This is a genomic window from Ensifer sp. EB106-05-01-XG146 (genome assembly GCF_058791875.1).
In genome coordinates, this window is the sequence record NZ_JBYTDX010000001.1 from 2,560,880 (window position 1) to 2,583,927 (window position 23,048).

A 23,048-nucleotide genomic window follows, 5' to 3' on the forward strand; every position below is an offset into this window, starting at 1 on the left:
GTCCCGCCACACTTCATCGAAAGCCCGTCCCATTCGTTTGGGGCGGGCTTTTTGCATTGGCGGCTGCCCGCCGTCACTCGGCCGCATCGATGCCGCGCCCCACGAATTATCATGAAGCGATTTCAGCAACATTTAAGATTTTGATGATGTTCTTCTGACGGGGAAAATGGGCTTGTCTGAAGAGAATCCTGATATGAGATGGGTGGCAGCTGCTTCTGAGGCGTGCATGCGATGATGCACTCCGTGGAGAACCGGTTTATTGCGATTGTCTGCGGCGCGATGCTCGTCTTCATTGCCCCGCTGCTTGCACTCTTTCTCAGCATCTCCAGCGATCGCATTGCACGCGAGCGCCTGCACAACATCGAACTGTTGATGGCCGCGAGCGCCGAGGCGCTCGGCAAGCCCATCTGGGACTTTGACAGTGACGCCATCAAGCACATCGCCCGTTCGCTGATAAACGGCACCGACATCCTCTCCGTCACCATCCGCGACCAATCCGGATCGATCCTCGCGCAGATGCCGCTGGGCGGCGTGTTGCCGAGCACCAAGGACCGGGTCCTCATCCTGCCCATTTCCTACCAGTCGGTCGATGGCATGAAAGAGGTCGGACGCATCGAAGTCAGGGTCCCGACGCCGGGTCTGCTGTCGCAATTCAGTAAGGACGAACTGGCGATTCTCGCCATCCTGCTTTTTGCGGTCGCGATCGTCTTTGCCGCTGCGCTCGTCGGCAATCGCTTTACGGTGATGCGCCCGCTGATGCGCCTGACCGCCGCGATCGAGGCTACGCGCCGGCTCGGGTCTCGCCACCGCGTCGACTGGACCTCCGACGATGAAATGGGCGCACTCGCCGCCAACTTCAACGAGATGCAGGACCGCCTCGAGCGCGAAGAGACCGAGCTGAAGAACGCCCATGAGCGCGTCACCGACATCTACAACCTGACGCCGGCGATGCTGTTTTCGCTGGATGTCGACGGGCGCCTGCTCGCCGTCAGCGACTATTGGCTGCTGGCGACCGGCTACAGCCGCGACGACGTCGTCGGGCGCGACTTCATCGATTTCGTCGATCCGCACTGGCACGAAACCTATCGCAGCCACGCCAAGACGATCGCCGTTGCCGATCACGCCATCCGCGAAGTGACCGTTCCCTTCCGCAAGGCGGATGGCGAAGCGATGACCGTGCTGATCCAGGAGACGAAGGCGACCGGCGAGAGCAGCCTGTCGCTCTCGGTCATGACCGACGTGACCGCGCTGAAGCAGGCGGAAAGCCGCAACCACACCCAGGCGATCACCGATCACCTGACCGGCCTGTTGAACCGCCAGGGTTTCGAAGCCGCGCTCGACGAGGCGATCACCGAGGCCGATCAATGCGGCATGCAGCTCGGCTGCCTGTTCATCGACCTCGACCGCTTCAAGTGGATCAACGACAATTTCGGCCATGCCGCCGGCGACGAAGTGCTGCGCCAGACGGTCGAACTCATACAGGCCGCCCTGCCGCCCGGCGACATCATGGCCCGGCTCGGTGGCGACGAATTCGCCATCCTGCTTTCCGATCCGAACGCCGGGAACCTTGCGGCCGAGATCGGCGAGCGCATCGTCACGGCGCTGCACGAACCGATGGCGATCGCCGGCAACGAGCTTTTCGTCAGCGCCAGCGTCGGCATCGCCGTCTACCCGACTCATGCCGAAAACGCCTCCGACCTGCTGCTGAAGGCGGACATGGCGATGTATGCGCGCAAGCACGACGGCAAGAATGGCCTGCAGGTGTTCGACGCCGGCATGCTCGACGCCTCGCGCGAGCGCCACGAGATCGAGCAGTGCATCGAAGCCGGCCTGAAGGACGATCACTTCGAAGCCTGGCTGCAACCGATCGTCAGCCTCGCCGATGGGCAGATCGCCGGCTTCGAGGCGCTGATGCGCCTCAACCACCCGGAAAAGGGCCTGATGGCGCCCGGCAAGATCATCGGCATCGCCGAAGAAACCGGCATGATCGCCCGCATCGGCGACCAGATCCTTGAAAAGGCAATCCGCCATCTGGCAGCGATCTCCGAGCTCGACGGCACCCAGAACACCTATCTCGCTGTCAACTTCTCACCGCTGCAGTTCGAACTGACGCTGCCGCACAAGCTCGCGGCCCTGCTTCTGAAGCATCATATCTCGCCGAGCCGGATCGTCGTCGAGATCACCGAAGCGGTGCTGATGCTCGACAATCCGGAAGTTCACTCGGTGCTGAAGCAGCTCAACGAATTCGGCTGCCGCATCGCGCTCGACGATTTCGGCACCGGCTATTCGTCGCTGAGCTATCTCAACCGTTTCCCGGTCGATATCGTCAAGGTCGATCAGTCCTTCACCCGGTCGCTGAGCTCCGGCACCGCCGATATCCGCCGCAAGAGCCGCATGCTGATCAAGGGCATCCGCACGATCTCGCACCAGATGGGCTGCACCGTCGTTGCCGAAGGCATCGAGACGAAGGAACAGTGGCAGCTGCTGCGCAAGCTCGGCGTCGATTGCGGCCAGGGCTATCTCTTCAGCCGTCCGATGCCGGTCGACCGGATGCTGGCCATGCTCGAAAGCGACTCCGAGGCAAAAGCGGCTTCCGCACCCAGCATGCGGGCATGAGTTCACCCACCTGGTTCCCTGGGGCGCGGGAGAGCTTTGGGGCCTAAGGTCGAGCACAGGCCGGGGATAGAAAGAAAGATCCGTCGCAAGGCGGACGCAGAAGAGGAGGAAAAGATGTGAAGGCGCTGATCGCAGCATTATTCCTTGGTCTTGCAACGACGGCCGAGGCTCAGACGATCAAGTTCGTCACCGAGGAGTATCCGCCTTACAACTTTTCGACCGGGGCCGGCCCGAGCGGTGCGGCCGTCGACCAGGTCAAGCTCATCATGGAGCGCCTGAAGCTGCCCTATACGATCGAGGTTCTACCCTGGGCGCGGGCTTTCATGCTGGCCGAGACCGATCCCGCCTATTGTGTTTTCACCACCGGCCACGACGCCGAGCGCGACCGAAACTTCCAGTGGGTCGAGCCGCTGCTGATCGACCACATGGTCATGGTCCGGCAGGCCGGATCCGCCATCGCGCCGGCATCGCTGGAGGACGCGCACCAATATACCGTGGGCACGCAGCGCGAGGATTTTTCGGCGTCCTATCTCAAGGAGCACCGCTTCCCCAAGATCGACTATGCGGCCAATCTCGACTCCAGCCTGAAAAAGCTGCTCGCCGGCCGGGTCGATCTTTTGATGACGTCCGAGAAGACCTTCGAAAGCATGCGCAGCGAAGGCAAACCGATAGAGGCGGCGCTCGTGCTGGAAGGCAAGCTTTACGGCATCGCCTGCCATCGCGACTTTCCCCGCGATATCGTCGCCGCCATGCAATACGAACTCGACCGGCTGATCGGCAACGGCACCCAGGATGTGATCTTCAAGCAATATGGGCTCAAGCCCAATGCCAGCCTGCAGGCGGAGAAATAGGCGTTGACTTCCGGGGGGCGCGGTGTTTTTGGATGGCATCACCCCGAAATCATGAATGCGCAGCACCATGTTGATCATCGTAGGGCTTGGCAATCCAGGTTCGAAATACGCCGCCAACCGGCACAATATCGGCTTTATGGCGGTTGACGTCATTCACCGCCGGCACAGCTTTTCCTCCTGGTCGAAGAAGTTCAAGGCCGAGATCGCCGAGGGCGACATCGGCGGCGAGCGCGTTCTGTTGATGAAACCGCAGACCTACATGAACCTGTCCGGCGAAGCGGTCGGCGAGGCCATGCGCTTCTACAAGCTGCAGCCGAAGGACATCACCGTCATCTATGATGAACTCGACCTGCCGTCCGCCAAGGCGCGCATCAAGGTTGGCGGCGGCCATGGCGGGCATAACGGCATCAAGTCGATCGACGCCCATTGCGGCAAGGACTATCGCCGCATGCGGCTTGGCATCGGCCATCCCGGCGTCAAGGATCTGGTGCATGCCCATGTGCTCGGCGATTTCGCCAAGGCCGACCAGGCCTGGCTGGTGCCCCTGCTCGACGCCATCGCCGACAATGCCGACATGCTGGTGCGCGGCGAGGATTCCCAGCTTCTGAACAAGATCGCGCTTGCCACCGGCGGCAAGCCGGAGGCGGAAAAGGCTGAAGGCCCGCAGAAGCAGGGCGCGCAATCACATATCCGCCAGGCGCGCAATTCCGCCCAGCCGAAGAAGCTGCCGGCAACCGGCCCAATGGCCGACATGCTGAAGAAGATGTTCGGCTCGAAGAACGACTAGCTTCCCCAATCCGGAACGCGCCCTAGCTTGTCCAGTCGAAACGGGTCAGATCGACCCGATGGCACAAGCCTGGAGCACGCCCGTGACCGACCCGGTGATTGACTGGCTTCTCGCATCGGATCCCGCAATTCGCTGGCAGGTGATGCGCGACCTGCTGGACGCCCCAGATTCCCTATGGAATGCCGAACGGGCCAAGGTGGAGACCGAAGGCTGGGGCGCCAGGCTTCTCTCGCATCAGGATGACGATGGGCAATGGGCGGCAGGCGCCTTCATTCCCGCCGGTTTCGACGCGCACGAGTGGACCGAGCACGGCCAGCCCTGGACGGCAACGTGCTTTTCGCTGTCGCAGCTGCGGGAGTTCGGTCTCGACCCTTCGTCCGATCGGGCCCGACGAACCGTCGACCTGATCGGCGCCAATTCGCGCTGGGACGAAGGCGGCCAGCCCTATTGGCAAGGCGAAGTCGAGGAGTGCATCAACGGCCGCACCGTTGCCGACGGCGCCTATTTCGGCGTCGACGTTTCGCGGATCGTCGACAGGCTCGTCGGCGAGGCCCAGGCCGATGGCGGCTGGAACTGCGAACGGGCAAACGGTTCGCTCCGGTCCTCCTTTGCCACCACCATCAACGTGCTCGAAGGCTTGCTTGCGTTCGAAAGGGCGACCGGTGGCACGCCACAGTCCAAGGCGGCGCGCCGGGCCGGCGAGGACTATCTGCTCAAGCGCCATCTCTTCCGCCGCCTGAGCACGGGCAAAGCCGCCGACGAACGCTTCCTGTGCCTCTGCCACCCGAGCCGCTGGCGATACGACATCCTGCGGGCGCTCGATTACTTTCGCGCCGCGACGCTCCTTTGCGGTGCGGCACCTGATCCACGGCTCAGCGAAGCGATCGGCCATCTGCGTTCGAGGCGGCTCGAAAACGGCGCATGGCCGCTCGACTGGCGCCCCGCCGGAGGCGTGTGGTTCGACGTCGATGACGGGGTCGACGCCCCTTCGCGGTGGGTGACGCTCAAGGCGATGCGCGTGCTCAAATGGTGGGACGCCCACTTGCCGTGAAGGCGGCGCGCCTGAGCACAGTCCGTATCCATCCATCACCCGGGCCTATGGGCCGCCAGAAAGATCCGCACCGCCTCCGACGCATGGGCTCGGAGCACCTCCGGCGTCGGAATGGCGCTGTCTCCGAGCAGCATGGCGTCATTTACCGGCCCGCCCATGACCAGCCAGTTGAAGAACCCGCCGGCGACCTCGGCGTCCTTCACCCGAATGTCGCCCTTCTCGCCATAGCGCCTGAAGGCGACCGCCAGCCGCCGGATCGAGCGCATCGGCCCGCGCTCGTGCAGCGCTTCGCCAAGCTGCGGAAACCGCTCCACCTCGGCGATGACGAGACGGCGAACCTGCATCAGCCGCGGCGTCATCACGATCGTCAGCAACTGCGTGGCATAGTCGAGCAGGAAGTCCTCGATCCGCGCGTCGCCATCGGGATCGGCCACCTGCTCCTGGAATTCGTCGCCTGCTCCCCCCGTCATGCTGCGCACGACTTCGAGAAACAGCGCCTCCTTGTTCTGGAAATGGGAATAAACCGTCTGCTTCGACACCTCCGCCGTCGCGGCGATCTCGTCCATGTTGGTGCCGAGAAAGCCGTGCTTGAGAAAGAGATCACTGGCTGCAGCCACGATCAGTTTGCGGGTGCGCTCCATGCGCGTCTTTGCGCCATTGCTCAAACCTGCCCTCCCCCTGCCGTATCTCACCAAATCACTTGGCTTACAGAATAGGCCAGTCGGATTGACAAATCAAACTGGACGGTCCAGTCTAGTTAGCGAAGTCGGATCAGGAGATGGCCATGGCCAAACCACAGGAAAGACATCGCATTGCCGCCTGCCGCTGCGGGTTAGTTGCCTTTGAAGCCGCCGGCGAGCCGATCGTCGGCGCCGCCTGCTACTGCACCAGTTGCCGCACCGCCGGCGAGCGTTTCGAGGCCTTGCCGGAGGCGTCGCCGGTCATGGAAGCCGACGGCTCGACGCGGTTTGCGCTCTACCGCAAGGACCGGATCCGCTGCGTCAGGGGCAGCGACCTTCTGCGCGAACACCGGCTGACGCCGGAAGCGCCGACGCGCCGGGTCATCGCCAGCTGCTGCAACTCGGCCATGTTCCTGGAATTCAAGGGCGGTCACTGGCTGAGCGTCTACAACCAGCGTTTTGCCCGGGACGAACAGCCGCCGCTCGAAATGCGCACGATGACGAAGGATCGCAAGGCCGGCGTCGAGTTTGCCGACACGCTGCCGAGCTACAAGACACATTCGGGCCGCTTCATGTGGCGGCTTTTGACCGCCTGGGCGGCGATGGGATTCAAGGCGCCGAAGATCGACTATGTGAAAGGCGAGGCCAATGGCATCCCAGGCTGAGAAGATCGAGATCGAAAACATCGTCTCGCCCGGCCACAAGTACCGCGTCGACCGGATGAAATACGAGGCGATGCGTGAAGCCCTGCTCGCGGTGCTGCCGCCCTCAGCACCGGGCCTGACCGTGGCGGACGCGAAGGAGCAGCTTCTGCCCTTGCTGCCGCAGGACCTTTTCCCCGGCGGAGCGAAGGCGGGCTGGTGGCTAAAGGCTGTACAGCTCGATCTCGAAGCCAAGGGCACGATCGAGCGCGAAGCGAGCAAGCCGCTTCGCCTGCACAGGAAGCCATGAGGCAGGCCGATGGCCGCCGGGCATTTCCCCGGCCGCCGCCAACTATTCATGAGGCCTGCTAGTCCTCCGGCTCGGTGGTGAAAAGCAGCGGGAAACCCGCTTCCTTGGCGAGATCGGTTGCTTCCTTGGCCTTGGTTTCGGCGATGTCGCGGGCGCAGACGACCACCACGCAGCTCCCCATCTTGTGGGCCGTCATCATCACCCGGTAGCCCGCCTCCTCGCTCATATGGAACACGGCCTTGAGCACGCCGACGACGAACTCGCGCGGCGTGTAATCGTCATTGAGCAGCATGACCCTGTAAAGCTTCGGCCGATCGAGCTTCGGCTTCACCCTCACTTTGACTTTTCTGGCAACCTCGTTGTCACTCATCGGAACCACCCCGTTGATGACAGATTGGCCGGCACCACCGCGGGGCAGAACCGCCTCGGCGCACCGTCAGGCGCACTATCCTACGGGCGCAGGTGCCGATCAAGCAAAAGCAAGCGCACGGACGCAGGCGGAGATCAGCGCCTCCCCCAATGGCCGACGAACATCGCTGCTGCTTCGTCATAGGAGCGGGCTTTTTCCAGCGCCGCCCTTGCCTCTTGCTTGCGCGCCAGCAGCGCATGGAAGAAGCAATGCACGAAAAGCGGCGCGTCCGCTCCTTCCGGCGAGCCGTCAGGCGCAACGTAGAGGGCCGCCCCTCCCTTTTTGACAAAGGCATCGCCGTAGCGCTTGCCACCGGTCTCGCAGCAGGTGCTGAGCACGATCTTGCCGTCAAGCCTGGCATGTTCGGCGATAACGGCGGGCGGCAGGCTGCCCTCGATGAGCATCGAGGTGTCGATTTCCTCGATGTATTCGCCAAAGACGAAGCCGTTCTCGTCGCCGTGGCCGGAAATGATCAGGTGCTGGTGAACGAGCTCGCCGCCAGCGAGCAAGGTCAGGAAATCGCCTGGTGTCCCCGGCAGATGCAGCGTGACGACGGCGCCCATGCTTTCGAGCGTCGCGCGGATCAACAGCGCCTCGAGTGTGTCGCCAATATCGACGACGGCAACCGGCACGCGCGGAAACAAGAACTTCTGGTCGATCAATGCGGGGCTCCTCAATTTCTTGGCCGCCGAACAGGGCCGGCGAAAATCCGAGCGCATATGCGGCCCGAAGAGCACGCGTTCAACGGCCTCGACCCCTTATTTACTGTGAACAGGGCCTGCGCCCTTGACCGGGGAGCGCCCTTCCCGCATAGCCACGCCAACGGAATTTTAAGATACGGACGAGACCCCATGGGCTTCAAATGCGGTATTGTCGGACTGCCGAACGTCGGCAAGTCCACGCTCTTCAACGCACTCACCAAGACGGCAGCGGCGCAAGCGGCCAACTATCCCTTCTGCACCATCGAGCCGAACACCGGCGAAGTGGCGGTGCCGGATCCGCGCATGCGCAAGCTGGCCGACATCGCGAAGTCGAAGGAAATCATCCCGACGCGCATCTCCTTCGTCGACATCGCCGGCCTGGTGCGCGGCGCATCGAAGGGCGAAGGCCTCGGCAACCAGTTCCTCGCCAACATCCGCGAAGTGGACGCCGTGGTTCACGTGCTGCGCTGCTTCGAGGATGACGACATCACCCACGTCGAAGGCCGCATCAATCCGGTCGCCGATGCCGAGACGATCGAGACCGAGCTGATGCTCGCCGACCTCGACAGCCTCGAGCGCCGCACCGAGCAGACCCGCAAGCGCGCCGGCGGCAAGGACAAGGATTCGATGGCACAGCTTCCGATCATGGAAGCCTCGCTGAAGCTTCTGCAGGACGGCAAGCCGGTCCGCACGCTGCTTTCGACGCTCGATGCCGAAGAACTGCGCATCCTGCAGGGTCTCAACCTCCTGACCGCCCATCCGGTCCTCTATGTCTGCAACGTCGCGGAAAGCGATGCCGTCGACGGCAACGAACACACACGCGCGGTGGCCGAAATGGCCAAGGCGCAAGGGGCGGAAAGCGTCGTGATCTCCGCTGCCATCGAGTCGGAAGTGGCGCAGCTGCCGGAAGAAGAAGCCAAGGAGTTCCTGAGCGCGCTCGGTCTCGAAGAAGCCGGTCTCGACCGACTGATCCGTGCCGGCTACAAGCTGCTCGACCTCATCACCTATTTCACCGTCGGCCCCAAGGAAACGCGCGCCTGGACAATCCAGCGCGGCACCAAGGCTCCGCAGGCCGCCGGCGTCATCCACACGGACTTCGAGCGCGGCTTCATCCGCGCCAACACCATTGCCTTTGAAGACTACATCGCACTTGGCGGCGAAGTGGGCGCCAAGGAAGCCGGCAAGGCCCGCGACGAAGGCAAGGAATACGTCGTCCAGGACGGCGACGTCATCCACTTCCGCTTCAACACGTAAGACCTGTCGGTCTGATCCCGCACTCAAGGCGCGGGATCGGAGCACATCAGAACTTGATACTACGGCGCGGCATGCAACCGCGCCGTTATCGTTTCCGGCAAGAGGTCGATGACCATGCGGCGCAGCCGCTGCCAGAAAATGCCGATGAACAAGACCGTTACCCCGACGACCGCCAAGGCTATGAAGACGTAACTGTCGAGCGATGCATTGGTCTTGCTCAGCACGGTCCAGATCGCGCCGCCCAGCGACAACAGCCCCGATGTGACGAAGGCGCGGCGGTCGATGACGAGCCCGACCAGCATGAACACGGCGACGATCACAATGGCGGAAGCGGCCTGATTGAAGCTCGCCTGTCCGTCCCACCACGTTGCACCGCCATTGACCAGGAACACCAGTCCCATCAGCGAGTAAAGCAGAGCCGGCGCGGCTGCGAGATGCAGCCAGAAGGCGATGTCCGAACGGGTGGTGAGCCGCTGCGGGTCCGAAACGTCGTAGCGCATGGCGATCGCGAAGACAGCCAGTGCCCCGACGAGCAGGGTCAATGGAAGCAGCAGGACGTAATCGGGGTTGGCCACGTCGATACCGAGGGCCCTCTCGAATGCGAGCAGGACCGCCACCACGCAGGTGAGCGCGATCGACAGCACCAGACCGGCCAGCGCAAGCGGAACGCGATAGCGCCAGTAGAACAGCGCCAGCGGGATCGGGAAGGTCGCAACGTAGACCAGGGTGAAGGTAAGCGGGTGCCAGGTGTCCTCATGATCGTCCACCAGCCACATCGACGTCATTGCGACCCAATGGACGAGCGCGAGCGTCAGCACCACCGAAGGCAGCGCCAGACGCTGGCGCCGCACGAGAATTTCCGCAAGCACGAGAATGACCGGCAGCGTTGCAAGCGGACCGGTCAGGCCCCACAGGCCGATGAGCACGACCACGATGCCGATGGTGATCAGGATGTCGTGAAAGCCTCTGATAAAGCGCGGCTGTTCGCTGTCTTCCGCCGCCCGCGCATCGAGCGCGGCGTCGGCCCTGTCGACCGCGGCATCCGATGCCGCCGGTCCGAAACGGAAGCCGCGATCAGCCAGATAGACTTCGAGATCGCGCACCTGATGCGCGGATATGATGCCTTTTTCGGCTGCGCCCGCGAGCGCTCTGTTCAGTTCGGTCACGCGCTTTCCTCAGTCAAGACACGAGCGGATGGGACGGATTATCAGCTGGTTGCATGGACAAGAGCCAAGCGCAACCGCGAAACGTCGCGAGCGACCTGCGATGTTGCGCATCTCCGCTCAAATCGATTCCGCTTCCGGAGATTATGCAGTAGGTAATGCGGCAACAAATCAGACGGGACAAGGCAAGCATGCTCTACTTCGAGGATTTTTCCGAAGGCCGGCGGTTCGACTACAAGCCGGTCGAGATGAAGCCACCGGAGATGATCGCGTTTGCCAACGAATTCGATCAGCAGCCGATGCACCTTGACGAGGAAGCGGGAAAACGCAGCATTCTTGGTGGTCTCGCCGCCTCCGGCTGGCACACCAGCGCCATCGGCATGCGCATGATGCTCGACGCCTTCATGGGAAACTCCACGTCCCAGGGCTCGCCCGGCATCGATTTCATGGATTGGAGGAGGCCGGTCATTGCCGGCGACGTGCTCTCGGGCTTCAGCATTGTGCTGGAGGCGCGCCGTTCGAGGTCGAAACCCGATCTCGGCATCGTCAAATTCCGAAACGAAATCAATAACCAGGCCGGTGAACCCGTGGCGGTTTCCGAATGCTCGGTTCTCTTTCGCTGCCGCGACAAGGGCAAAGCCTGATGATGACGATGGAAGAATTCTACGCGGCCAAGAGCCGGACCGTGATCGGCAGCCTGACCTTTACGGCCGAGGACATCATCCGGTTTGCCACCGACTTCGACCCCCAACCCTTCCATCTCGATGCGGAAGCGGCGCGGCATTCGCTGTTTGGCGGCCTTTGTGCCTCGGGCTGGCATACCTGCGCCGGGTGGATGCAGTGCTTCGTCAAGTTCTGGCGAAACGAGCAACGCCGGCTTGCCGCCGAAGGCCTGAAGGCGCCGAACCTCGGCCCCTCGCCCGGATTTCGTGACCTGAAATGGCTGAAGCCCGTCTATGCCGACGACACGGTCACCTACTTCGTCACGTTTCTTGAAAGCCGGTCGCTTGCTTCAAAGCCCGGCTGGCGGGTCAACACGATCCTGTGCGAAGGCGAAAACCAGCACGGCGAAGCGGTGATCCGTTTCGAGAGCAAGGTCATCGAGTTCGTCTGACCGGACGAAACCGGCCAAACACCATCATTTCTTAAAATCGCCTTTCGCCGGGTGTACACTCTCGGGATAAAGGTTGCGCGCCCTTGGCCGCGCTCAAGCGGCTTGCGGGCAGCGACCATTGCTAGCGGAGGAGCGGCTATGGAAAAAACCCACGCCCGCGAACTGGCGGACGAATATCTGCGTCTTGGCGGTCACCGTCGCGTCGTCATCGATGATAACGAAACATCGGTGAGAAGCTGGGAAGACGAGCCGCCGGAAGCCGAAAAATTCTGGCTCACCGAAGTGGAGACATTGTCGCCGGCAGCCCAGCGCGAAGTGCAATTGATGCTGCGGACGATCAACCGCATGTAGGCCAAAGGAAGGGCGCGGTTCTCCGCACCCATCCCGCAACGACCGATCAGTGGCCCTCGAACTCGATCAGCGTGCGGACATTGATGCCGAGCGCTTCGAGTTTCTTGCGCCCGCCGAGTTCAGGCAGGTCGATGACGAAACAGGCGGCGACGATCTCGGCGCCCATCTGCTTCAAGAGCTTGGTGGCCGCTTCCGCCGTGCCGCCGGTCGCGATCAGGTCGTCGACCAGGATCACCTTTTCGCCCGGCTGGATCGCATCCTTGTGCATCTCCATCTCGTCGACGCCATACTCCAGGCTGTAGGCGATACGTACGGTGTCGTGCGGCAGCTTGCCCTTCTTGCGGATCGGCACAAATCCCGACGAGAGCTGATGCGCGATCGCACCACCGAGAATGAAGCCACGCGCCTCGATGCCGGCGATCTTGTCGATCTTGGTGCCGGCATAGGGATGCACCAGTTCGTCGATCGCGCGGCGGAAGGCGCGCGGATTGCCGAGCAACGTGGTGATATCGCGAAACATCACGCCCGGCTTCGGATAGTCAGGAATGTTCCGGATGGCGGCAATCAGTTCCGATTGAACGGTGGAGGTCATGGGCAAAAGGGCCTTTGCGTCTCTTGTTACCGCAAACCCATAACACCATCGGCCCGCTTGTCTATAACGGTTTCTTGTCGCGCGTTCGGCGGGAACAATTGGCCGTGCCGGGGGTTGATGCTACTCTGACCGTGCGGTCGCCCGACCGGCGCGCCGCGCTCTCGCATCAAACTTACACAGGGAAGGAAGCAACCATGCGCCTGTTTGAATGCGGTTCCCTCGTCCCGGGTTGCGAATGGCACACCCGCGCCGACAACGATGCCGAAATCGTGCGCCGCGTCGTCGACCACATGCGTGAAACGCATGGCGAGACCGTCATCCGCGAAAACATGATCGACAACATCAAGGCCCGGATCACCGACGAGTCCAAGGCGGCCTAGCCGTCCGGCCAAGGCGGCTTAAGCCGTCCGGCCAAGGCGGCCTGATCAGGACGGCTGCACCATGGCTTCGAGCCGGGCGACGAGGTTTGCCCGGTCGAGATTGAAGTTGCGCTCGATCCAGAGATTTTCGAGTTCGCCGAGGATTTCCCCCACACGCGGGCCGGCCGGCACGCCGGCTTTCAGGACGTCACCGCCATTCAGCGGGAAGCTTGGCCGCTTGAAGGCCTCGACCCGTGCCAGGAGCCGCCGCAGCGAAGCGGTCTCGGACAAAAACGCCGGGTCGCCTTCCGACTTGCGCCGCGCTGTTGAGAGCGCCAGTCGCAGTCTTACAACGATCCCTTCCACGCCATTACGATAGAGCAACCGATCGAATGCCGTGTCGACGATCGTCGCCGGGACCGCAGGCGCCTTCGCCCAGCGGCTGAAATAGGCAGCCTCCGCCTTCGAGACACGCAGACGCTCTGCCATCGCCTCCAGACGCTCCTCATCCGGCGGCACGATCGCGGAAAGGCGTAGAAGCGGGTCCGGCTTCCAGCCGAAGGCCCGCTCGGCGGCAACGAGTTCCGGGATTGCGTCGATGCCCCATTTCTCGGTTTCCGGCAGGATTTCGGTGAGCACGCCGGCCTGGCGCATCCAAAGCAGCGCGCGGCCGGGATCATCGGCCGAAAGCAGCTTCTTCGTTTCCGCCCAGACCCGCTCGGCCGAAAGCGTTGCAAGCTTCGAGCGCGCACGGGCACAGGCACGCAAGCCGTCGGCATCCGGCCGGCCGCGGCCGTAATGGGCGAAGAAGCGGAAGAAGCGCAGGATGCGCAGATAGTCCTCGGCGACACGCTCGCTGGCATCGCCGATGAAGCGCAGCGTCCGCGTTTCGATGTCGGCGAGCCCCCCGACATCGTCGAAGACCTCGCCGCGGTCGTTGGCGTAGAGTGCGTTGATGGTGAAGTCCCGCCGCTCGGCATCGGCCTTCCAGTCGGTGCCGAAGGCCACTTCCGCACGGCGGCCATCGGTCGCAACGTCACGGCGAAGCGTCGTGACCTCATAGGGCGTGCCGTCGATGACGAGCGTCACCGTGCCATGGTCGATGCCGGTCGGCACCACCTTGATGCCGGCCGCCTTCGCCCGCTCGGCGACCTCGTCGGGGCGCCAGGTGGTCGCCATGTCGATATCGCCGGCCGGCAAGCCCATCAAGCTGTTGCGCACTGCGCCGCCGACGACCCGGACTTCGCCGCCGTCGACATTGAGCACATCGAAAACGCGACGCAGAGAAGGCGTCGAGAACCAGCCTTCGCCAGCAACCGAGGTCATGCATAAAGCCTTTCATAGAGCATGCGCAGAATTCCGGCGGTGATACCCCAGATGTTGCGGTCGCCATAGGGCATCCGGTAGAAATGCCGTTCCTCGCCCTGCCAGTGCCCGCTGCCGCGATCGTGATTGCCGGGGTTCATCAGGAACGACAGCGGCACCTCGAAGACGCTTTCGACCTCTTCCGGGTTGGGAACCAGTTCGAAACCCGGCTTGACCACCGCCAGCACCGGGGTGATGCGGAAACCGGACATGGCCATGTAATGCGGAAGCCGGCCGATGGTTTCGACGAAGCGCGGATCGAGCCCGATCTCTTCCTGCGCCTCGCGCAACGCCGCCACTTCGACCGACCGGTCTTCGGGGTCCACGGCACCGCCCGGAAAGGCGACCTGGCCGGAATGCTTGCGCAGGCTGGTGGTGCGCTGCGTCAGGATAACCGTCGCATCGTCGCCATCATCAACAACGGGCACCAGGACCGCGGCATCCTTGAGCTTCAGCGTCTCCAGATAGGGCACGATGCCCGGATTGAGCAGGAAGTCGCCGTGCTCGCGCCAGGAGGTCTCGATCGGCCCACCCATCTGGGTCAGCGCCCGACGACGAAACTCGTCGGCTGAGAAGGGATGCGCATTCATCGGGAAAGCGCTTCCAGCTCGGCTGCCGGCATGATCGGGAAGACCGCACCGCCCGAGCGCACGCAGAACATCTCGGTGCCGTCGATCGCAACCGTCTCGCCGAGCTCGACGATGTCATACATGACCGGCCGCGACACCAGGGCTTCCAGCCGCCCTCGCACGTGCAGGTAAGGCTTCAGCTCGCGGTTCTCGCCATGGATGACGAAGCGCAGCGGATGCTCCGGCCCGGCTTCGACCACGTCGCCGACATTGGTGCGGAAGGTCAGGACCTGCCCCTCCTTCCCCTCGGTCACGCTCATCTCGACGGCGACAAAAGGCGCATCGACGATGCGGATGCCGACCTTTTCCACAGGCGTGACGAGATAGGTGCGCCCATCCTCGTCCTTGCGCAAAACGGTGGAAAACAGCCGCACCAAGGGCTGCCGGCCAATCGGCGTGCCCAGATAGAACCAGGTTCCGTCGGCGCGGATCTCCATGTCGATGTCACCGCAAAACGGCGGATTCCAGCGGTCCACCGGTGGCAGGCCGCGCGCTTTTTCGCCGGTCTGCCCGGCGGCACGCGCAATCAGGGCCGCCAGTCCGGCCGCATCGCCGGTTTGCTGAATTTCGGCTTCTGCCATTGTTCCGTCCCGTTTGACCTCGATTTTGCATCGAGACCTTTGATATCTCACGAGATAGTGCGTCGGCGCCGACTTGTCAGCCGTCCGGCAGGGTCTAAATTGGATTTTGGCGACTGAAATCCAGGCTACCGCATGATTCCTTGAATCGGGATCGATCTAAGGACAGGCGTCATGCGGCGGCTCAATATTACAGCGAGCCTGGCGCGCTCTATAAGGACGCGCGGCGCTGTAGGGGCGATTCGGTTTAACAACGGGCGACCGGGGAGTATGACCATGAGTGTGATGAAGGGCGCGGCTGACGCGATCGACGAGAAGGCGATTGTCGCTGCGGCCGAAAGTGCGCTGGGTGAAATCGCCCGGGTGCGTGCGGAAGTCGGCAAAGTCATCTTCGGCCAGGAAAGCGTCGTCGAGCAGACCCTGCTCGCGGTGCTCTCCGGCGGTCACGCGCTGCTCGTCGGCGTTCCCGGCCTTGCCAAGACGAAGCTCGTCGCCACGCTCGGCACCGTGCTGGGGCTCGATTCCAGCCGCGTACAGTTCACGCCCGACCTGATGCCGTCGGATATTCTCGGTTCCGAAGTGATGGACCAGGACGGGGCCGGCCATCGCTCGTTCCGCTTCATTCCCGGCCCCATCTTCACGCAGTTGCTGATGGCCGACGAAATCAACCGCGCCTCGCCGCGCACCCAATCGGCACTGTTGCAGGCCATGCAGGAGTACCACATCACGGTTGCCGGCGCCCGCAAGGACCTGCCGGCGCCCTTCCATGTGCTCGCGACCCAGAACCCTCTGGAGCAGGAAGGCACCTATCCCCTGCCCGAGGCGCAGCTCGACCGCTTCCTGATGCAGGTCGACGTCGGCTATCCGGACCTCACGGCCGAGCGGCAGATCCTGCTCGAAACCACAGGTGTCGGCGAAGCGACCGCCCACCCGGTCATCGATGCCGCCCGGCTGCTGCAGATCCAGAGCCTCATCCGCCAGATGCCGGTCGGCGAAAAGGTGGTCGACGCGATCCTTTCGCTGGTGCGCTCCGCCCGTCCGGGCAACGGTAATGCCGCGACCGACAAGAACGTCGCCTGGGGTCCAGGCCCGCGCGCCGGCCAGGCGCTGATGCTCTGCGCCCGTGCCCGCGCGCTCTACGACGGCCGTCTGGCGCCTTCGATCGACGATATCCTGGCGCTGGCCGAACCGGTGCTTCAGCACCGCATGGCGCTGACCTTCGCCGCCCGCGCCGAAGGCATGACCGTGCGCGACGTCGTCGCCGATCTGGTGAAGCAGGCCAGAGGCTGACGCATGGCCACCGTCGGGCACATAGTCTCGCGTACTCCCGCCAGTGAAGTGCTTTCACGAGCGCAGCAGCGCGCCATGCTCGTACCCGATTGCCTGGTCGAGGCGCGACGGATCGCCAACACCGTAATTTCCGGCTGGCATGGCCGGCGCAAGCGCGGCATCGGCGAGAATTTCTGGCAGTTCCGGCCCTATTCGGACGGCGAGAGCATGTCGCGCATCGACTGGCGGCGTTCTGCCCGTGACGACCATACCTACGTGCGCGACCGCGAATGGGAAGCCGCCCACACCATCTGGCTGTGGGCCGATCTTTCGCCGTCGATGATGTACAAGTCGAAGCTCGGCACCGTGTCCAAGGAGAGCCGTGCGCTGGTACTGATGCTGGCGCTCGCCGAAATCCTCGCGCGCTCGGGCGAGCGCATCGGCTGCCCGGGCATCATGGAGCCGGTCTCGGCGCGCAACGCCGCCGAACGGCTGGCGACCGCCATCATGCTGAGCCCACTTGCCGAGGGCCTGCCGGAAACCGGAATGATCCGCAGCGCCAGCGACCTCGTGCTGATCGGCGATTTTCTCGATCCTGCCGAAAAGATCATGGACCGCCTCGGCCCGCTGGCCAGACGCGGCCTGCGCGGCCATGTGGTCGAGATCGCCGACCCGGCCGAAGAAGTGTTTCCCTATTCCGGCCGGACCGAATTCACCGACCCGGAGACCGGCGAGAAGCTGACCGCCGGCCGCGCCGAAGTGCTGCGTGAAGACTATCAGCGCGCCTATATTGGCCGCCGCGACACGCTGGGCGTGACGCTGCGCCATCTCGGCTGGACCTTCACCCCGCACAAGACCGACCGGCCCGCCTCCGAGGCGCTCGTCGCCGTGCACACCTATCTCTCCGGCATGCCGGGACGCGCGACCCACGGAGGCCAGCTATGAGCGGCCTCGCCTTCCTCTTCACCAATCCGGCCATCCTTGCCGCCCTGGTTGCCCTGCCGGTCATCTGGTGGCTGCTGCGCATGACGCCGCCAAGGCCGTCGGCCGAAGTCTTCCCGCCGCTGCGCATCCTCGCGTCGGTGATGAAGCGTGAGGAGACCCCGGCGCAAAGCCCGTGGTGGCTGACGCTGTTGCGCATGCTGATGGCCGCCGCCCTTATCCTTGCGATCGCCGATCCGGTGATCAACCCGCGGCAGAACACGCTTTCGTCAGCCGGTCCGCTTGCCCTCGTCATCGACAATAGCTGGGCGACGGTCTCCGACTGGAACCAGCGGGTCGAAGCCGCCGGTGCGCTGATCGACGACGCGGAAGCCAAGGAGCTTCCCGTTTCGATCGTCTTTACCACCGACCGCCAGCACGACGCGACGCCCGCTTCCGCCGCCGCGGCGCGCGACCGCCTGGCCGCCGCCCAGCCGCAACCGCTGCCGGCCGACCGAGAGCGGGCACTCGCTGCCATGAAGGCCGCGCTTGCCGGCTCTCCGCCCGGCACCCTCGCCTTCCTCAGCGACGGCATCGAAGCGTCGAATGGCGGGACGATGCAGCAGATCGCAGAGCTCGGCGCTACGAATGTCCGCCGGGTCGAGGGCAATGCGGAAAGCGCCATCGCACTGACGGCAGCGACCAACGAAAACGACGGAATGCGGGTTACCGCCTCGCGCCTGCCGCTCGGCGAGCCACGCGCCTATTACGTGCTTGCCCGTGACATTCGCGGCACGGCGATCGCCGAGGGCGAGCTTCGCTTCGCGACGGGCGCCACGACGGCGGATGCCTTGCTGAAGGCGCCCTTCGAGCTGCGCAACGACTTCGCACGTCTGACGATCGAGGGCCAGGCGACGGCCGGCGGCCTGCACTTGCTCGACGACGGCAACCGCCGCCGCCGGGTCGCGCTGCTCAGCGGCGAGGTTCATCAGTCGCAGCCGCTGCTTTCGCCGCTCTACTACATCAAGCGCGCGCTCGAGCCGCATGCCGACCTGATCGAACCCCGCGAAGAGGCGGTCGGGAAGGCAATCGCCGAGCTTCTGGCGCAAAATCCGTCGATCCTCGTCATGGCCGACGTCGGCCGTTTGCCGGACGAAAGCTACCCGCTGGTCACGCGCTGGCTGGAAAATGGCGGCATGCTGGTGCGCTTCGCCGGCCCGAGGCTCGCCGGCGCGCCCGCCGACGACCCGCTCGTACCGGTCGTGCTCCGGCAGGGCGAGCGTACGCTCGACGGCGCGCTTTCCTGGTCGGAACCGCAGCCGCTTGCCGATTATCCGTCCTCGAGCCCCTTTGCCGGACTGGAACGCCCGCGTGACGTCCTGGTAAAGCGCCAGGTGCTGGCGCAACCGACACCCGATCTCACGGAGCGGACCTGGGCCAACCTCGCCGACGGCACACCGCTGGTGACGACCGCCGAGCGCGGCCGCGGCCGCATCGTGCTCTTCCACGTGAGCGCCGATCCGAACTGGTCGAACCTGCCGATCTCCGGCTCGTTCGTCGACATGCTGCGCCGCTCCATCCAGCTGTCGCGCGCCGGCGGCGTTGCCGGCGATCAGCCAAGCAAGGCGCAGACGTTGCCCCCCTATCGCCTGGTGAGCGCCCGCGGCGAACTGACCGGCGACACCGGCAGCGCTCGACCGCTCGAAATCGCACCCGGCATCGCGCCCACCGTTTCCGCCGACACGCCCCCCGGCCTCTACGGCTCGGAGGAAGGTTTCGTCGCCAACAATCTGCTGCCTGACGGCGGCAAGCTCACCCCGATTGCAGGCAATCTCGTCGGAGCGCGGGCCGAAGGACTGGAGGGCGCCCGGCCCTTCTCGATCCGACCCTACCTCTTCGGGCTGGCGCTGGCGCTCTTCGTCCTCGATACGCTGATCGTTCTCTACATGGCCGGCGGTCTTGCCGGGCTGCGCCGGCGCGCAGGCCGCGGCGCCGCGGCCGCGGCACTGGTCGCAACCCTTGGCCTTGCGACGCTCGGCCTTGTAGCCGCTCTCGCCCCGGCGATCGCACATGCGCAGGACAGCCAGCCGAGCGACGAGCAGACGCTGCAGCGGCTGGACACGACCCATCTCGCCTACGTCATCACCGGCGAGCAGGAGGTCGACCGCCTCTCCGAACAGGGCCTCATCGGCCTCAGCAACTATCTGACCTACCGGACGGCGCTCGAACCAGGAGCGCCCGTCGGCGTCGACCTCGAACAGGACGAACTGGCCTTCTATCCGATCATCTACTGGCCGGTTTCGGCCACCGCTCCGATGCCAAGCAGCCGGGTCATGAGCCGGATCGACGCCTATATGCGCAACGGCGGCACCGTGCTCTTCGACACGCGCGACCAGTTTTCCTCGCTGACACCGTCGGACGCCGGCGACAGTCCCAACGTGCAGCGCCTGCAGGCGATGCTGAGCGGGCTCGACATTCCGCCGCTGGAGCCGGTGCCCTCCGACCACGTGCTGACGAAGGCCTTCTATCTGCTTTCGAACTTCCCCGGGCGCTATGCGGAAAGCCAGCTCTGGGTCGAGGCCGCCCCCAATGGCGACGAAGACCGCAGCAATCGCCCCGTGCGCGGCGGCGACGGCGTCACGCCGATCATGATCACAGGCAACGATTTTGCCGGTGCCTGGGCCGTTGACGTCAACGGCGCGCCGCTCTTGCCGACAGTGCCGCCGGACGAGATGCAGCGCGAATATGCCTACCGCGCCGGCGTCAACATCATGATGTATATGCTGACGGGCAACTACAAGGCCGATCAGGTTCACGTGCCGGACCTTCTGCAAAGGCTTGGACAGTGAGGGCCGATCGATGACCTATGGCTTTGCCCCGCTGATCCCGTGGATCTACTTCGTCCCGCTGCTCGCAATCGCGGCGCTGTTCATCGCCTTTGGCCTCTGGCAGAAGGTGCGCGGCGCCTGGCTGCGCCTGGCCGCACTCGCGGCGCTCGGACTGGCGATCGCCAACCCCTCCATTTTCGTGGAGTTGCGCGATCCACTCTCGACCATCGTCGCCGTCGTCGTCGACCGCAGCCAGAGCCAGCAGAACGGCGACCGCACCGCGCAGACCGATCGCGCCGTCGAGGGCCTGAAGGAACGGCTGGCGGCCATACCGCTGATCGAGCCGCGTATCATCGAGGCAAACACCGATCCGGCAGATGTCTCGCCGTCGACCAATCTCTTTGGCGCGCTTGCCTCCTCGCTGTCTGACGTTCCCCCGGCGCGCATCGGCGGCGCCATTTTCGTCACCGATGGCCAGATCCACGATGTGCCCGATGTCGCTCGCGCGCTCGGTTTCGACGCGCCCGTGCACGGGCTGATCACCGGCAAGCCCGATGAATTCGACCGGCGTGTCGAACTGATCAACCCGCCGCGCTTCGGCATCGTCGGCGAGGAACAGAAGCTCTCGTTCCGGGTGGTCGACGACGGGGCGGCACCCGGCGGCAGCGCCGAAGTCACGATCCGCCTCAACGGCAACGAGATCGCCCGCGAGCGGGCCGAGCCCGGCACGGACGTGCCGTTCGCCTTCAACGTTCCGCGCGGCGGCAACAACGTGCTCGAATTCGCCGTCGATGCCGTTCCGGGCGAAGTGACGACGGCCAACAACCGCGCGGTCCACGTGCTCGACGGCATTCGCGAGAACCTGCGCGTGCTCTTGGTCTCCGGCGAGCCGCATGCCGGCGAACGCGCCTGGCGCAACCTCTTGAAATCCGATGCGGCCGTCGATCTCGTACATTTCACCATTCTGCGTCCGCAGGAAAAGCAGGACGGCACACCGATCAACGAGCTATCGCTGATCGCCTTTCCGACGCGCGAACTCTTCGTCGACAAGATCAACGAGTTCGATCTGATCATCCTCGACCGCTACCAGCACCGCGGTCTGTTGCCGATCCTCTACTACGACAACATCGCGCAATATGTGGAGAACGGCGGCGCGCTGCTGATCGCGGCAGGTCCCGAACATGCCGGCGACGATTCGATTGCAGCGACACCGCTTGAGGCAGTGCTGCCGGCCGCGCCGACGGGCGTCATGAACGAAAAGGCCTTCTTCCCGCGCCTGTCGGAGGAAGGAAAGAAGCATCCGGTGACCCGGGGTCTGGAAGGCTCCGACAGCGAGCCGCCGCATTGGGGCCGCTGGTTCCGCACCGTGGACGTCAACCGACCGCAGGGCCATACGGTCATGGAAGCGGCCGACGGCAAACCGCTGCTGGTGCTCAACCGTGTCGGCAAGGGCCGCGTCGCCATGCTGCTCTCCGATCAGGGCTGGCTCTGGGCTCGCGGCTTCGAAGGCGGCGGACCCCACGTGTCACTCTATCGCCGCACCGCCCATTGGCTGATGCAGGAGCCCTCGCTCGAAGAAGAGGCGCTAACGGCACGCGCACGCGGCCGGACACTCGAAATCACCCGCCAGACGATCGATGGCGATCCGGGTCCGGTGACGCTGGTCGCTCCCTCCGGCGGGAAGCAGGACGTCAAGCTGACCGAACGCCAGCCGGGCCTCTACTCGGCCGAAGTCGCCACCACGGAAACCGGGCTGTTCGAGATGTCGAACGGGGAGCTCACGGCTCTTGCCCATGTCGGCGACCCCAACGCTCCGGAATTCAAGGCCGCGATCTCGACCGAGGACAAGCTGCGTCCCTGGGCGGAAAAGACCAAGGGCATCGTGCGGCGCCTCGCAAGTGCCGATGGACCGCTCGACCTGCCTACGGTTCTGCCGGTCAGGGGCTCGATCCGAGCGGCAGACGACCAGCGGCTCTCGATCCGCATGACCGACGAAACCGTGCTGAAGGGCGTCAATTCAGTGCCGCTGTTTACCGGCTTCCTTGGTCTTGCGGCGCTGCTGCTGCTGATTTCCGCCACCTGGTATCGCGAGGGACGATGAGCGACAGCACCATGGTCGTCAGCGACCTTCGCGACGCACCGCATTTCTTCGATGCCGTGGCCGACCGCGTCTGGCGCGCCTGGTGGGAGCCGCACGGCTTCCCGCTGGAACACATTGCCGGCCTGCTTCAGGCGAGCCTTGCCGAAGATGCCGAGCCGCTGTGTCTGGTGGCGCATGCCGGCGACCGTTTCGTCGGCACCGCCTCGGTCATCGCCTCCGATCTTGAGGAGCGACCGGATCTCACGCCGTGGGTCGCTGCCGTCTGGGTCGATCCGCCGTTCCGCGGGGCAGGTATCGGCGGCGACATCGTGCTGAAGGCAGCGCAGGCGGCGCTCGATACCGGCGCCGAAGCCGTGCATCTTTGCGCCCTCTCGGGCAAGCGCGCCTTCTACGAGCGTCTCGGCTGGCAGCTCGACGAGACGGATGTCGGCGAAGACCGCCTGGATGTCTTCAGCATGCGCCGTGTCGAAAGGTAAAG

The 23,048-nt window shown here is 64.3% G+C and carries 24 protein-coding genes; 16 read left to right on the forward strand and 8 right to left on the reverse strand.

Annotated features, from left to right (window positions below; translation table 11 throughout):
- Positions 1–231: 231 nt before the first annotated feature.
- The 4 genes from AC3WVQ_RS12785 (at position 232) to AC3WVQ_RS12800 (ending at position 5,305) form a co-directional block, all read left to right on the forward strand.
- Positions 232–2,616 (forward strand): putative bifunctional diguanylate cyclase/phosphodiesterase, encoded by a 2,385-nt coding sequence (locus tag AC3WVQ_RS12785; RefSeq protein ID WP_089045004.1) that lies wholly within the window; start codon positions 232–234, stop codon positions 2,614–2,616.
- A 116-nt stretch (positions 2,617–2,732) separates the two neighbouring features.
- Positions 2,733–3,467: a substrate-binding periplasmic protein gene (locus AC3WVQ_RS12790; RefSeq protein WP_090298466.1), complete on the forward strand. Its 735-nt coding sequence runs from the start codon at positions 2,733–2,735 to the stop codon at positions 3,465–3,467.
- Between the two features lie 67 nt (positions 3,468–3,534).
- The gene (gene pth, locus AC3WVQ_RS12795; RefSeq protein WP_492382792.1) at positions 3,535–4,254 is read left to right on the forward strand and encodes an aminoacyl-tRNA hydrolase; all 720 of its coding nucleotides are present in this window, start codon (positions 3,535–3,537) and stop codon (positions 4,252–4,254) included.
- A 58-nt stretch (positions 4,255–4,312) separates the two neighbouring features.
- The gene (locus tag AC3WVQ_RS12800) at positions 4,313–5,305 is read left to right on the forward strand and encodes a squalene cyclase (RefSeq protein WP_090298463.1); all 993 of its coding nucleotides are present in this window, start codon (positions 4,313–4,315) and stop codon (positions 5,303–5,305) included.
- Positions 5,306–5,340: 35 nt separating this feature from the next.
- Here AC3WVQ_RS12800 and AC3WVQ_RS12805 read toward each other — a convergent pair whose 3' ends face one another.
- Positions 5,341–5,970, reverse strand: coding sequence for a TetR/AcrR family transcriptional regulator (locus tag AC3WVQ_RS12805; RefSeq protein WP_244546799.1), 630 nt, complete (start codon positions 5,968–5,970; stop codon positions 5,341–5,343).
- A gap of 119 nt (positions 5,971–6,089) precedes the next feature.
- Here AC3WVQ_RS12805 and AC3WVQ_RS12810 point away from each other — a divergent pair, with 119 nt between their 5' ends.
- The gene (locus tag AC3WVQ_RS12810) at positions 6,090–6,650 is read left to right on the forward strand and encodes a GFA family protein (protein ID WP_244546798.1); all 561 of its coding nucleotides are present in this window, start codon (positions 6,090–6,092) and stop codon (positions 6,648–6,650) included.
- Positions 6,634–6,936 (forward strand): DUF6958 family protein, encoded by a 303-nt coding sequence (locus AC3WVQ_RS12815; RefSeq protein ID WP_034788781.1) that lies wholly within the window; start codon positions 6,634–6,636, stop codon positions 6,934–6,936. Before AC3WVQ_RS12810 ends, AC3WVQ_RS12815 begins: the two co-directional genes overlap by 17 nt.
- A gap of 58 nt (positions 6,937–6,994) precedes the next feature.
- On the opposite strand, the gene clpS is transcribed toward AC3WVQ_RS12815, so the two are convergent.
- Both clpS and AC3WVQ_RS12825 read right to left on the reverse strand, forming a co-directional pair.
- Positions 6,995–7,306 carry an ATP-dependent Clp protease adapter ClpS gene (gene clpS / locus AC3WVQ_RS12820; RefSeq protein WP_034788786.1) on the reverse strand — a complete coding sequence of 104 codons (312 nt, stop codon included), beginning with the start codon at positions 7,304–7,306 and terminating at the stop codon, positions 6,995–6,997.
- Between the two features lie 134 nt (positions 7,307–7,440).
- Positions 7,441–8,007 carry a hypothetical protein gene (locus tag AC3WVQ_RS12825; protein WP_034788801.1) on the reverse strand — a complete coding sequence of 189 codons (567 nt, stop codon included), beginning with the start codon at positions 8,005–8,007 and terminating at the stop codon, positions 7,441–7,443.
- A 189-nt stretch (positions 8,008–8,196) separates the two neighbouring features.
- On the opposite strand from AC3WVQ_RS12825, the gene ychF reads away from it, so the two are divergent.
- Positions 8,197–9,300, forward strand: a complete 1,104-nt coding sequence (gene ychF, locus AC3WVQ_RS12830; protein WP_034788804.1) for a redox-regulated ATPase YchF — start codon at positions 8,197–8,199, stop codon at positions 9,298–9,300.
- Positions 9,301–9,359: 59 nt separating this feature from the next.
- Here the strand turns inward: ychF and AC3WVQ_RS12835 are convergent, their stop codons facing one another.
- Positions 9,360–10,466: a hypothetical protein gene (locus AC3WVQ_RS12835; protein ID WP_063894946.1), complete on the reverse strand. Its 1,107-nt coding sequence runs from the start codon at positions 10,464–10,466 to the stop codon at positions 9,360–9,362.
- A 188-nt stretch (positions 10,467–10,654) separates the two neighbouring features.
- Here AC3WVQ_RS12835 and AC3WVQ_RS12840 point away from each other — a divergent pair, with 188 nt between their 5' ends.
- The 3 genes from AC3WVQ_RS12840 (at position 10,655) to AC3WVQ_RS12850 (ending at position 11,928) form a co-directional block, all read left to right on the forward strand.
- Positions 10,655–11,107, forward strand: a complete 453-nt coding sequence (locus AC3WVQ_RS12840; protein WP_090298545.1) for a MaoC family dehydratase — start codon at positions 10,655–10,657, stop codon at positions 11,105–11,107.
- Complete coding sequence (locus AC3WVQ_RS12845) at positions 11,107–11,577, forward strand: MaoC family dehydratase (RefSeq protein ID WP_089045006.1); 471 nt, start codon at positions 11,107–11,109, stop codon at positions 11,575–11,577. The genes AC3WVQ_RS12840 and AC3WVQ_RS12845 overlap by 1 nt, the downstream gene beginning before the upstream one ends.
- 138 nt (positions 11,578–11,715) lie before the next feature.
- Complete coding sequence (locus AC3WVQ_RS12850; RefSeq protein ID WP_060518722.1) at positions 11,716–11,928, forward strand: hypothetical protein; 213 nt, start codon at positions 11,716–11,718, stop codon at positions 11,926–11,928.
- 46 nt (positions 11,929–11,974) lie between these two features.
- Here AC3WVQ_RS12850 and AC3WVQ_RS12855 read toward each other — a convergent pair whose 3' ends face one another.
- Positions 11,975–12,520, reverse strand: coding sequence for an adenine phosphoribosyltransferase (locus tag AC3WVQ_RS12855; protein WP_492382793.1), 546 nt, complete (start codon positions 12,518–12,520; stop codon positions 11,975–11,977).
- A 194-nt stretch (positions 12,521–12,714) separates the two neighbouring features.
- Between AC3WVQ_RS12855 and AC3WVQ_RS12860 the strand changes: the two genes are divergently transcribed.
- Complete coding sequence (locus tag AC3WVQ_RS12860) at positions 12,715–12,900, forward strand: DUF1059 domain-containing protein (RefSeq protein WP_034788815.1); 186 nt, start codon at positions 12,715–12,717, stop codon at positions 12,898–12,900.
- A 45-nt stretch (positions 12,901–12,945) separates the two neighbouring features.
- Here AC3WVQ_RS12860 and AC3WVQ_RS12865 read toward each other — a convergent pair whose 3' ends face one another.
- From AC3WVQ_RS12865 to AC3WVQ_RS12875, 3 genes are read right to left on the reverse strand one after another with little or no spacing between them, the layout of a single operon-like run.
- Positions 12,946–14,205, reverse strand: a complete 1,260-nt coding sequence (locus tag AC3WVQ_RS12865; protein ID WP_090298460.1) for a CCA tRNA nucleotidyltransferase — start codon at positions 14,203–14,205, stop codon at positions 12,946–12,948.
- Complete coding sequence (locus tag AC3WVQ_RS12870; protein WP_060518728.1) at positions 14,202–14,834, reverse strand: CoA pyrophosphatase; 633 nt, start codon at positions 14,832–14,834, stop codon at positions 14,202–14,204. The genes AC3WVQ_RS12865 and AC3WVQ_RS12870 overlap by 4 nt, the downstream gene beginning before the upstream one ends.
- A complete protein-coding gene (locus AC3WVQ_RS12875) occupies positions 14,831–15,454 on the reverse strand; it encodes a DUF1285 domain-containing protein (RefSeq protein ID WP_090298457.1) in 624 nt (207 codons plus the stop codon). The genes AC3WVQ_RS12870 and AC3WVQ_RS12875 overlap by 4 nt, the downstream gene beginning before the upstream one ends.
- 273 nt (positions 15,455–15,727) lie before the next feature.
- Here AC3WVQ_RS12875 and AC3WVQ_RS12880 point away from each other — a divergent pair, with 273 nt between their 5' ends.
- The 5 genes from AC3WVQ_RS12880 to AC3WVQ_RS12900 are packed head-to-tail and all read left to right on the forward strand — an operon-like array spanning position 15,728 to position 23,046.
- The gene (locus AC3WVQ_RS12880; RefSeq protein WP_034789050.1) at positions 15,728–16,741 is read left to right on the forward strand and encodes an AAA family ATPase; all 1,014 of its coding nucleotides are present in this window, start codon (positions 15,728–15,730) and stop codon (positions 16,739–16,741) included.
- Positions 16,742–16,744: 3 nt separating this feature from the next.
- A complete protein-coding gene (locus tag AC3WVQ_RS12885) occupies positions 16,745–17,665 on the forward strand; it encodes a DUF58 domain-containing protein (RefSeq protein WP_034788827.1) in 921 nt (306 codons plus the stop codon).
- On the forward strand, positions 17,662–20,490 hold the full coding sequence (locus AC3WVQ_RS12890; RefSeq protein ID WP_110819305.1) for a DUF4159 domain-containing protein: 2,829 nt from the start codon (positions 17,662–17,664) through the stop codon (positions 20,488–20,490). The genes AC3WVQ_RS12885 and AC3WVQ_RS12890 overlap by 4 nt, the downstream gene beginning before the upstream one ends.
- 10 nt (positions 20,491–20,500) lie before the next feature.
- The gene (locus AC3WVQ_RS12895; protein ID WP_110819306.1) at positions 20,501–22,570 is read left to right on the forward strand and encodes a hypothetical protein; all 2,070 of its coding nucleotides are present in this window, start codon (positions 20,501–20,503) and stop codon (positions 22,568–22,570) included.
- Positions 22,567–23,046, forward strand: coding sequence for a GNAT family N-acetyltransferase (locus AC3WVQ_RS12900; RefSeq protein ID WP_181432613.1), 480 nt, complete (start codon positions 22,567–22,569; stop codon positions 23,044–23,046). The genes AC3WVQ_RS12895 and AC3WVQ_RS12900 overlap by 4 nt, the downstream gene beginning before the upstream one ends.
- The last annotated feature ends 2 nt before the right edge of the window (positions 23,047–23,048 follow it).

Coding starts and splice junctions, on each gene's coding strand:
- AC3WVQ_RS12895 (WP_110819306.1), top strand. CDS start 20,501: ATGACCTATGGCTTTGCCCCGCTGATCCCGTGGATCTACTTCGTCCCG.
- AC3WVQ_RS12875 (WP_090298457.1), bottom strand. CDS start 15,454: ATGGCAGAAGCCGAAATTCAGCAAACCGGCGATGCGGCCGGACTGGCG.
- AC3WVQ_RS12885 (WP_034788827.1), top strand. CDS start 16,745: ATGGCCACCGTCGGGCACATAGTCTCGCGTACTCCCGCCAGTGAAGTG.
- pth (WP_492382792.1), top strand. CDS start 3,535: ATGTTGATCATCGTAGGGCTTGGCAATCCAGGTTCGAAATACGCCGCC.
- clpS (WP_034788786.1), bottom strand. CDS start 7,306: ATGAGTGACAACGAGGTTGCCAGAAAAGTCAAAGTGAGGGTGAAGCCG.
- AC3WVQ_RS12900 (WP_181432613.1), top strand. CDS start 22,567: ATGAGCGACAGCACCATGGTCGTCAGCGACCTTCGCGACGCACCGCAT.
- AC3WVQ_RS12840 (WP_090298545.1), top strand. CDS start 10,655: ATGCTCTACTTCGAGGATTTTTCCGAAGGCCGGCGGTTCGACTACAAG.
- AC3WVQ_RS12815 (WP_034788781.1), top strand. CDS start 6,634: ATGGCATCCCAGGCTGAGAAGATCGAGATCGAAAACATCGTCTCGCCC.
- AC3WVQ_RS12855 (WP_492382793.1), bottom strand. CDS start 12,520: ATGACCTCCACCGTTCAATCGGAACTGATTGCCGCCATCCGGAACATT.
- AC3WVQ_RS12865 (WP_090298460.1), bottom strand. CDS start 14,205: ATGACCTCGGTTGCTGGCGAAGGCTGGTTCTCGACGCCTTCTCTGCGT.
- AC3WVQ_RS12800 (WP_090298463.1), top strand. CDS start 4,313: ATGGCACAAGCCTGGAGCACGCCCGTGACCGACCCGGTGATTGACTGG.
- AC3WVQ_RS12880 (WP_034789050.1), top strand. CDS start 15,728: ATGAGTGTGATGAAGGGCGCGGCTGACGCGATCGACGAGAAGGCGATT.
- AC3WVQ_RS12890 (WP_110819305.1), top strand. CDS start 17,662: ATGAGCGGCCTCGCCTTCCTCTTCACCAATCCGGCCATCCTTGCCGCC.
- ychF (WP_034788804.1), top strand. CDS start 8,197: ATGGGCTTCAAATGCGGTATTGTCGGACTGCCGAACGTCGGCAAGTCC.
- AC3WVQ_RS12860 (WP_034788815.1), top strand. CDS start 12,715: ATGCGCCTGTTTGAATGCGGTTCCCTCGTCCCGGGTTGCGAATGGCAC.
- AC3WVQ_RS12845 (WP_089045006.1), top strand. CDS start 11,107: ATGATGACGATGGAAGAATTCTACGCGGCCAAGAGCCGGACCGTGATC.
- AC3WVQ_RS12810 (WP_244546798.1), top strand. CDS start 6,090: ATGGCCAAACCACAGGAAAGACATCGCATTGCCGCCTGCCGCTGCGGG.
- AC3WVQ_RS12850 (WP_060518722.1), top strand. CDS start 11,716: ATGGAAAAAACCCACGCCCGCGAACTGGCGGACGAATATCTGCGTCTT.
- AC3WVQ_RS12870 (WP_060518728.1), bottom strand. CDS start 14,834: ATGAATGCGCATCCCTTCTCAGCCGACGAGTTTCGTCGTCGGGCGCTG.
- AC3WVQ_RS12785 (WP_089045004.1), top strand. CDS start 232: ATGATGCACTCCGTGGAGAACCGGTTTATTGCGATTGTCTGCGGCGCG.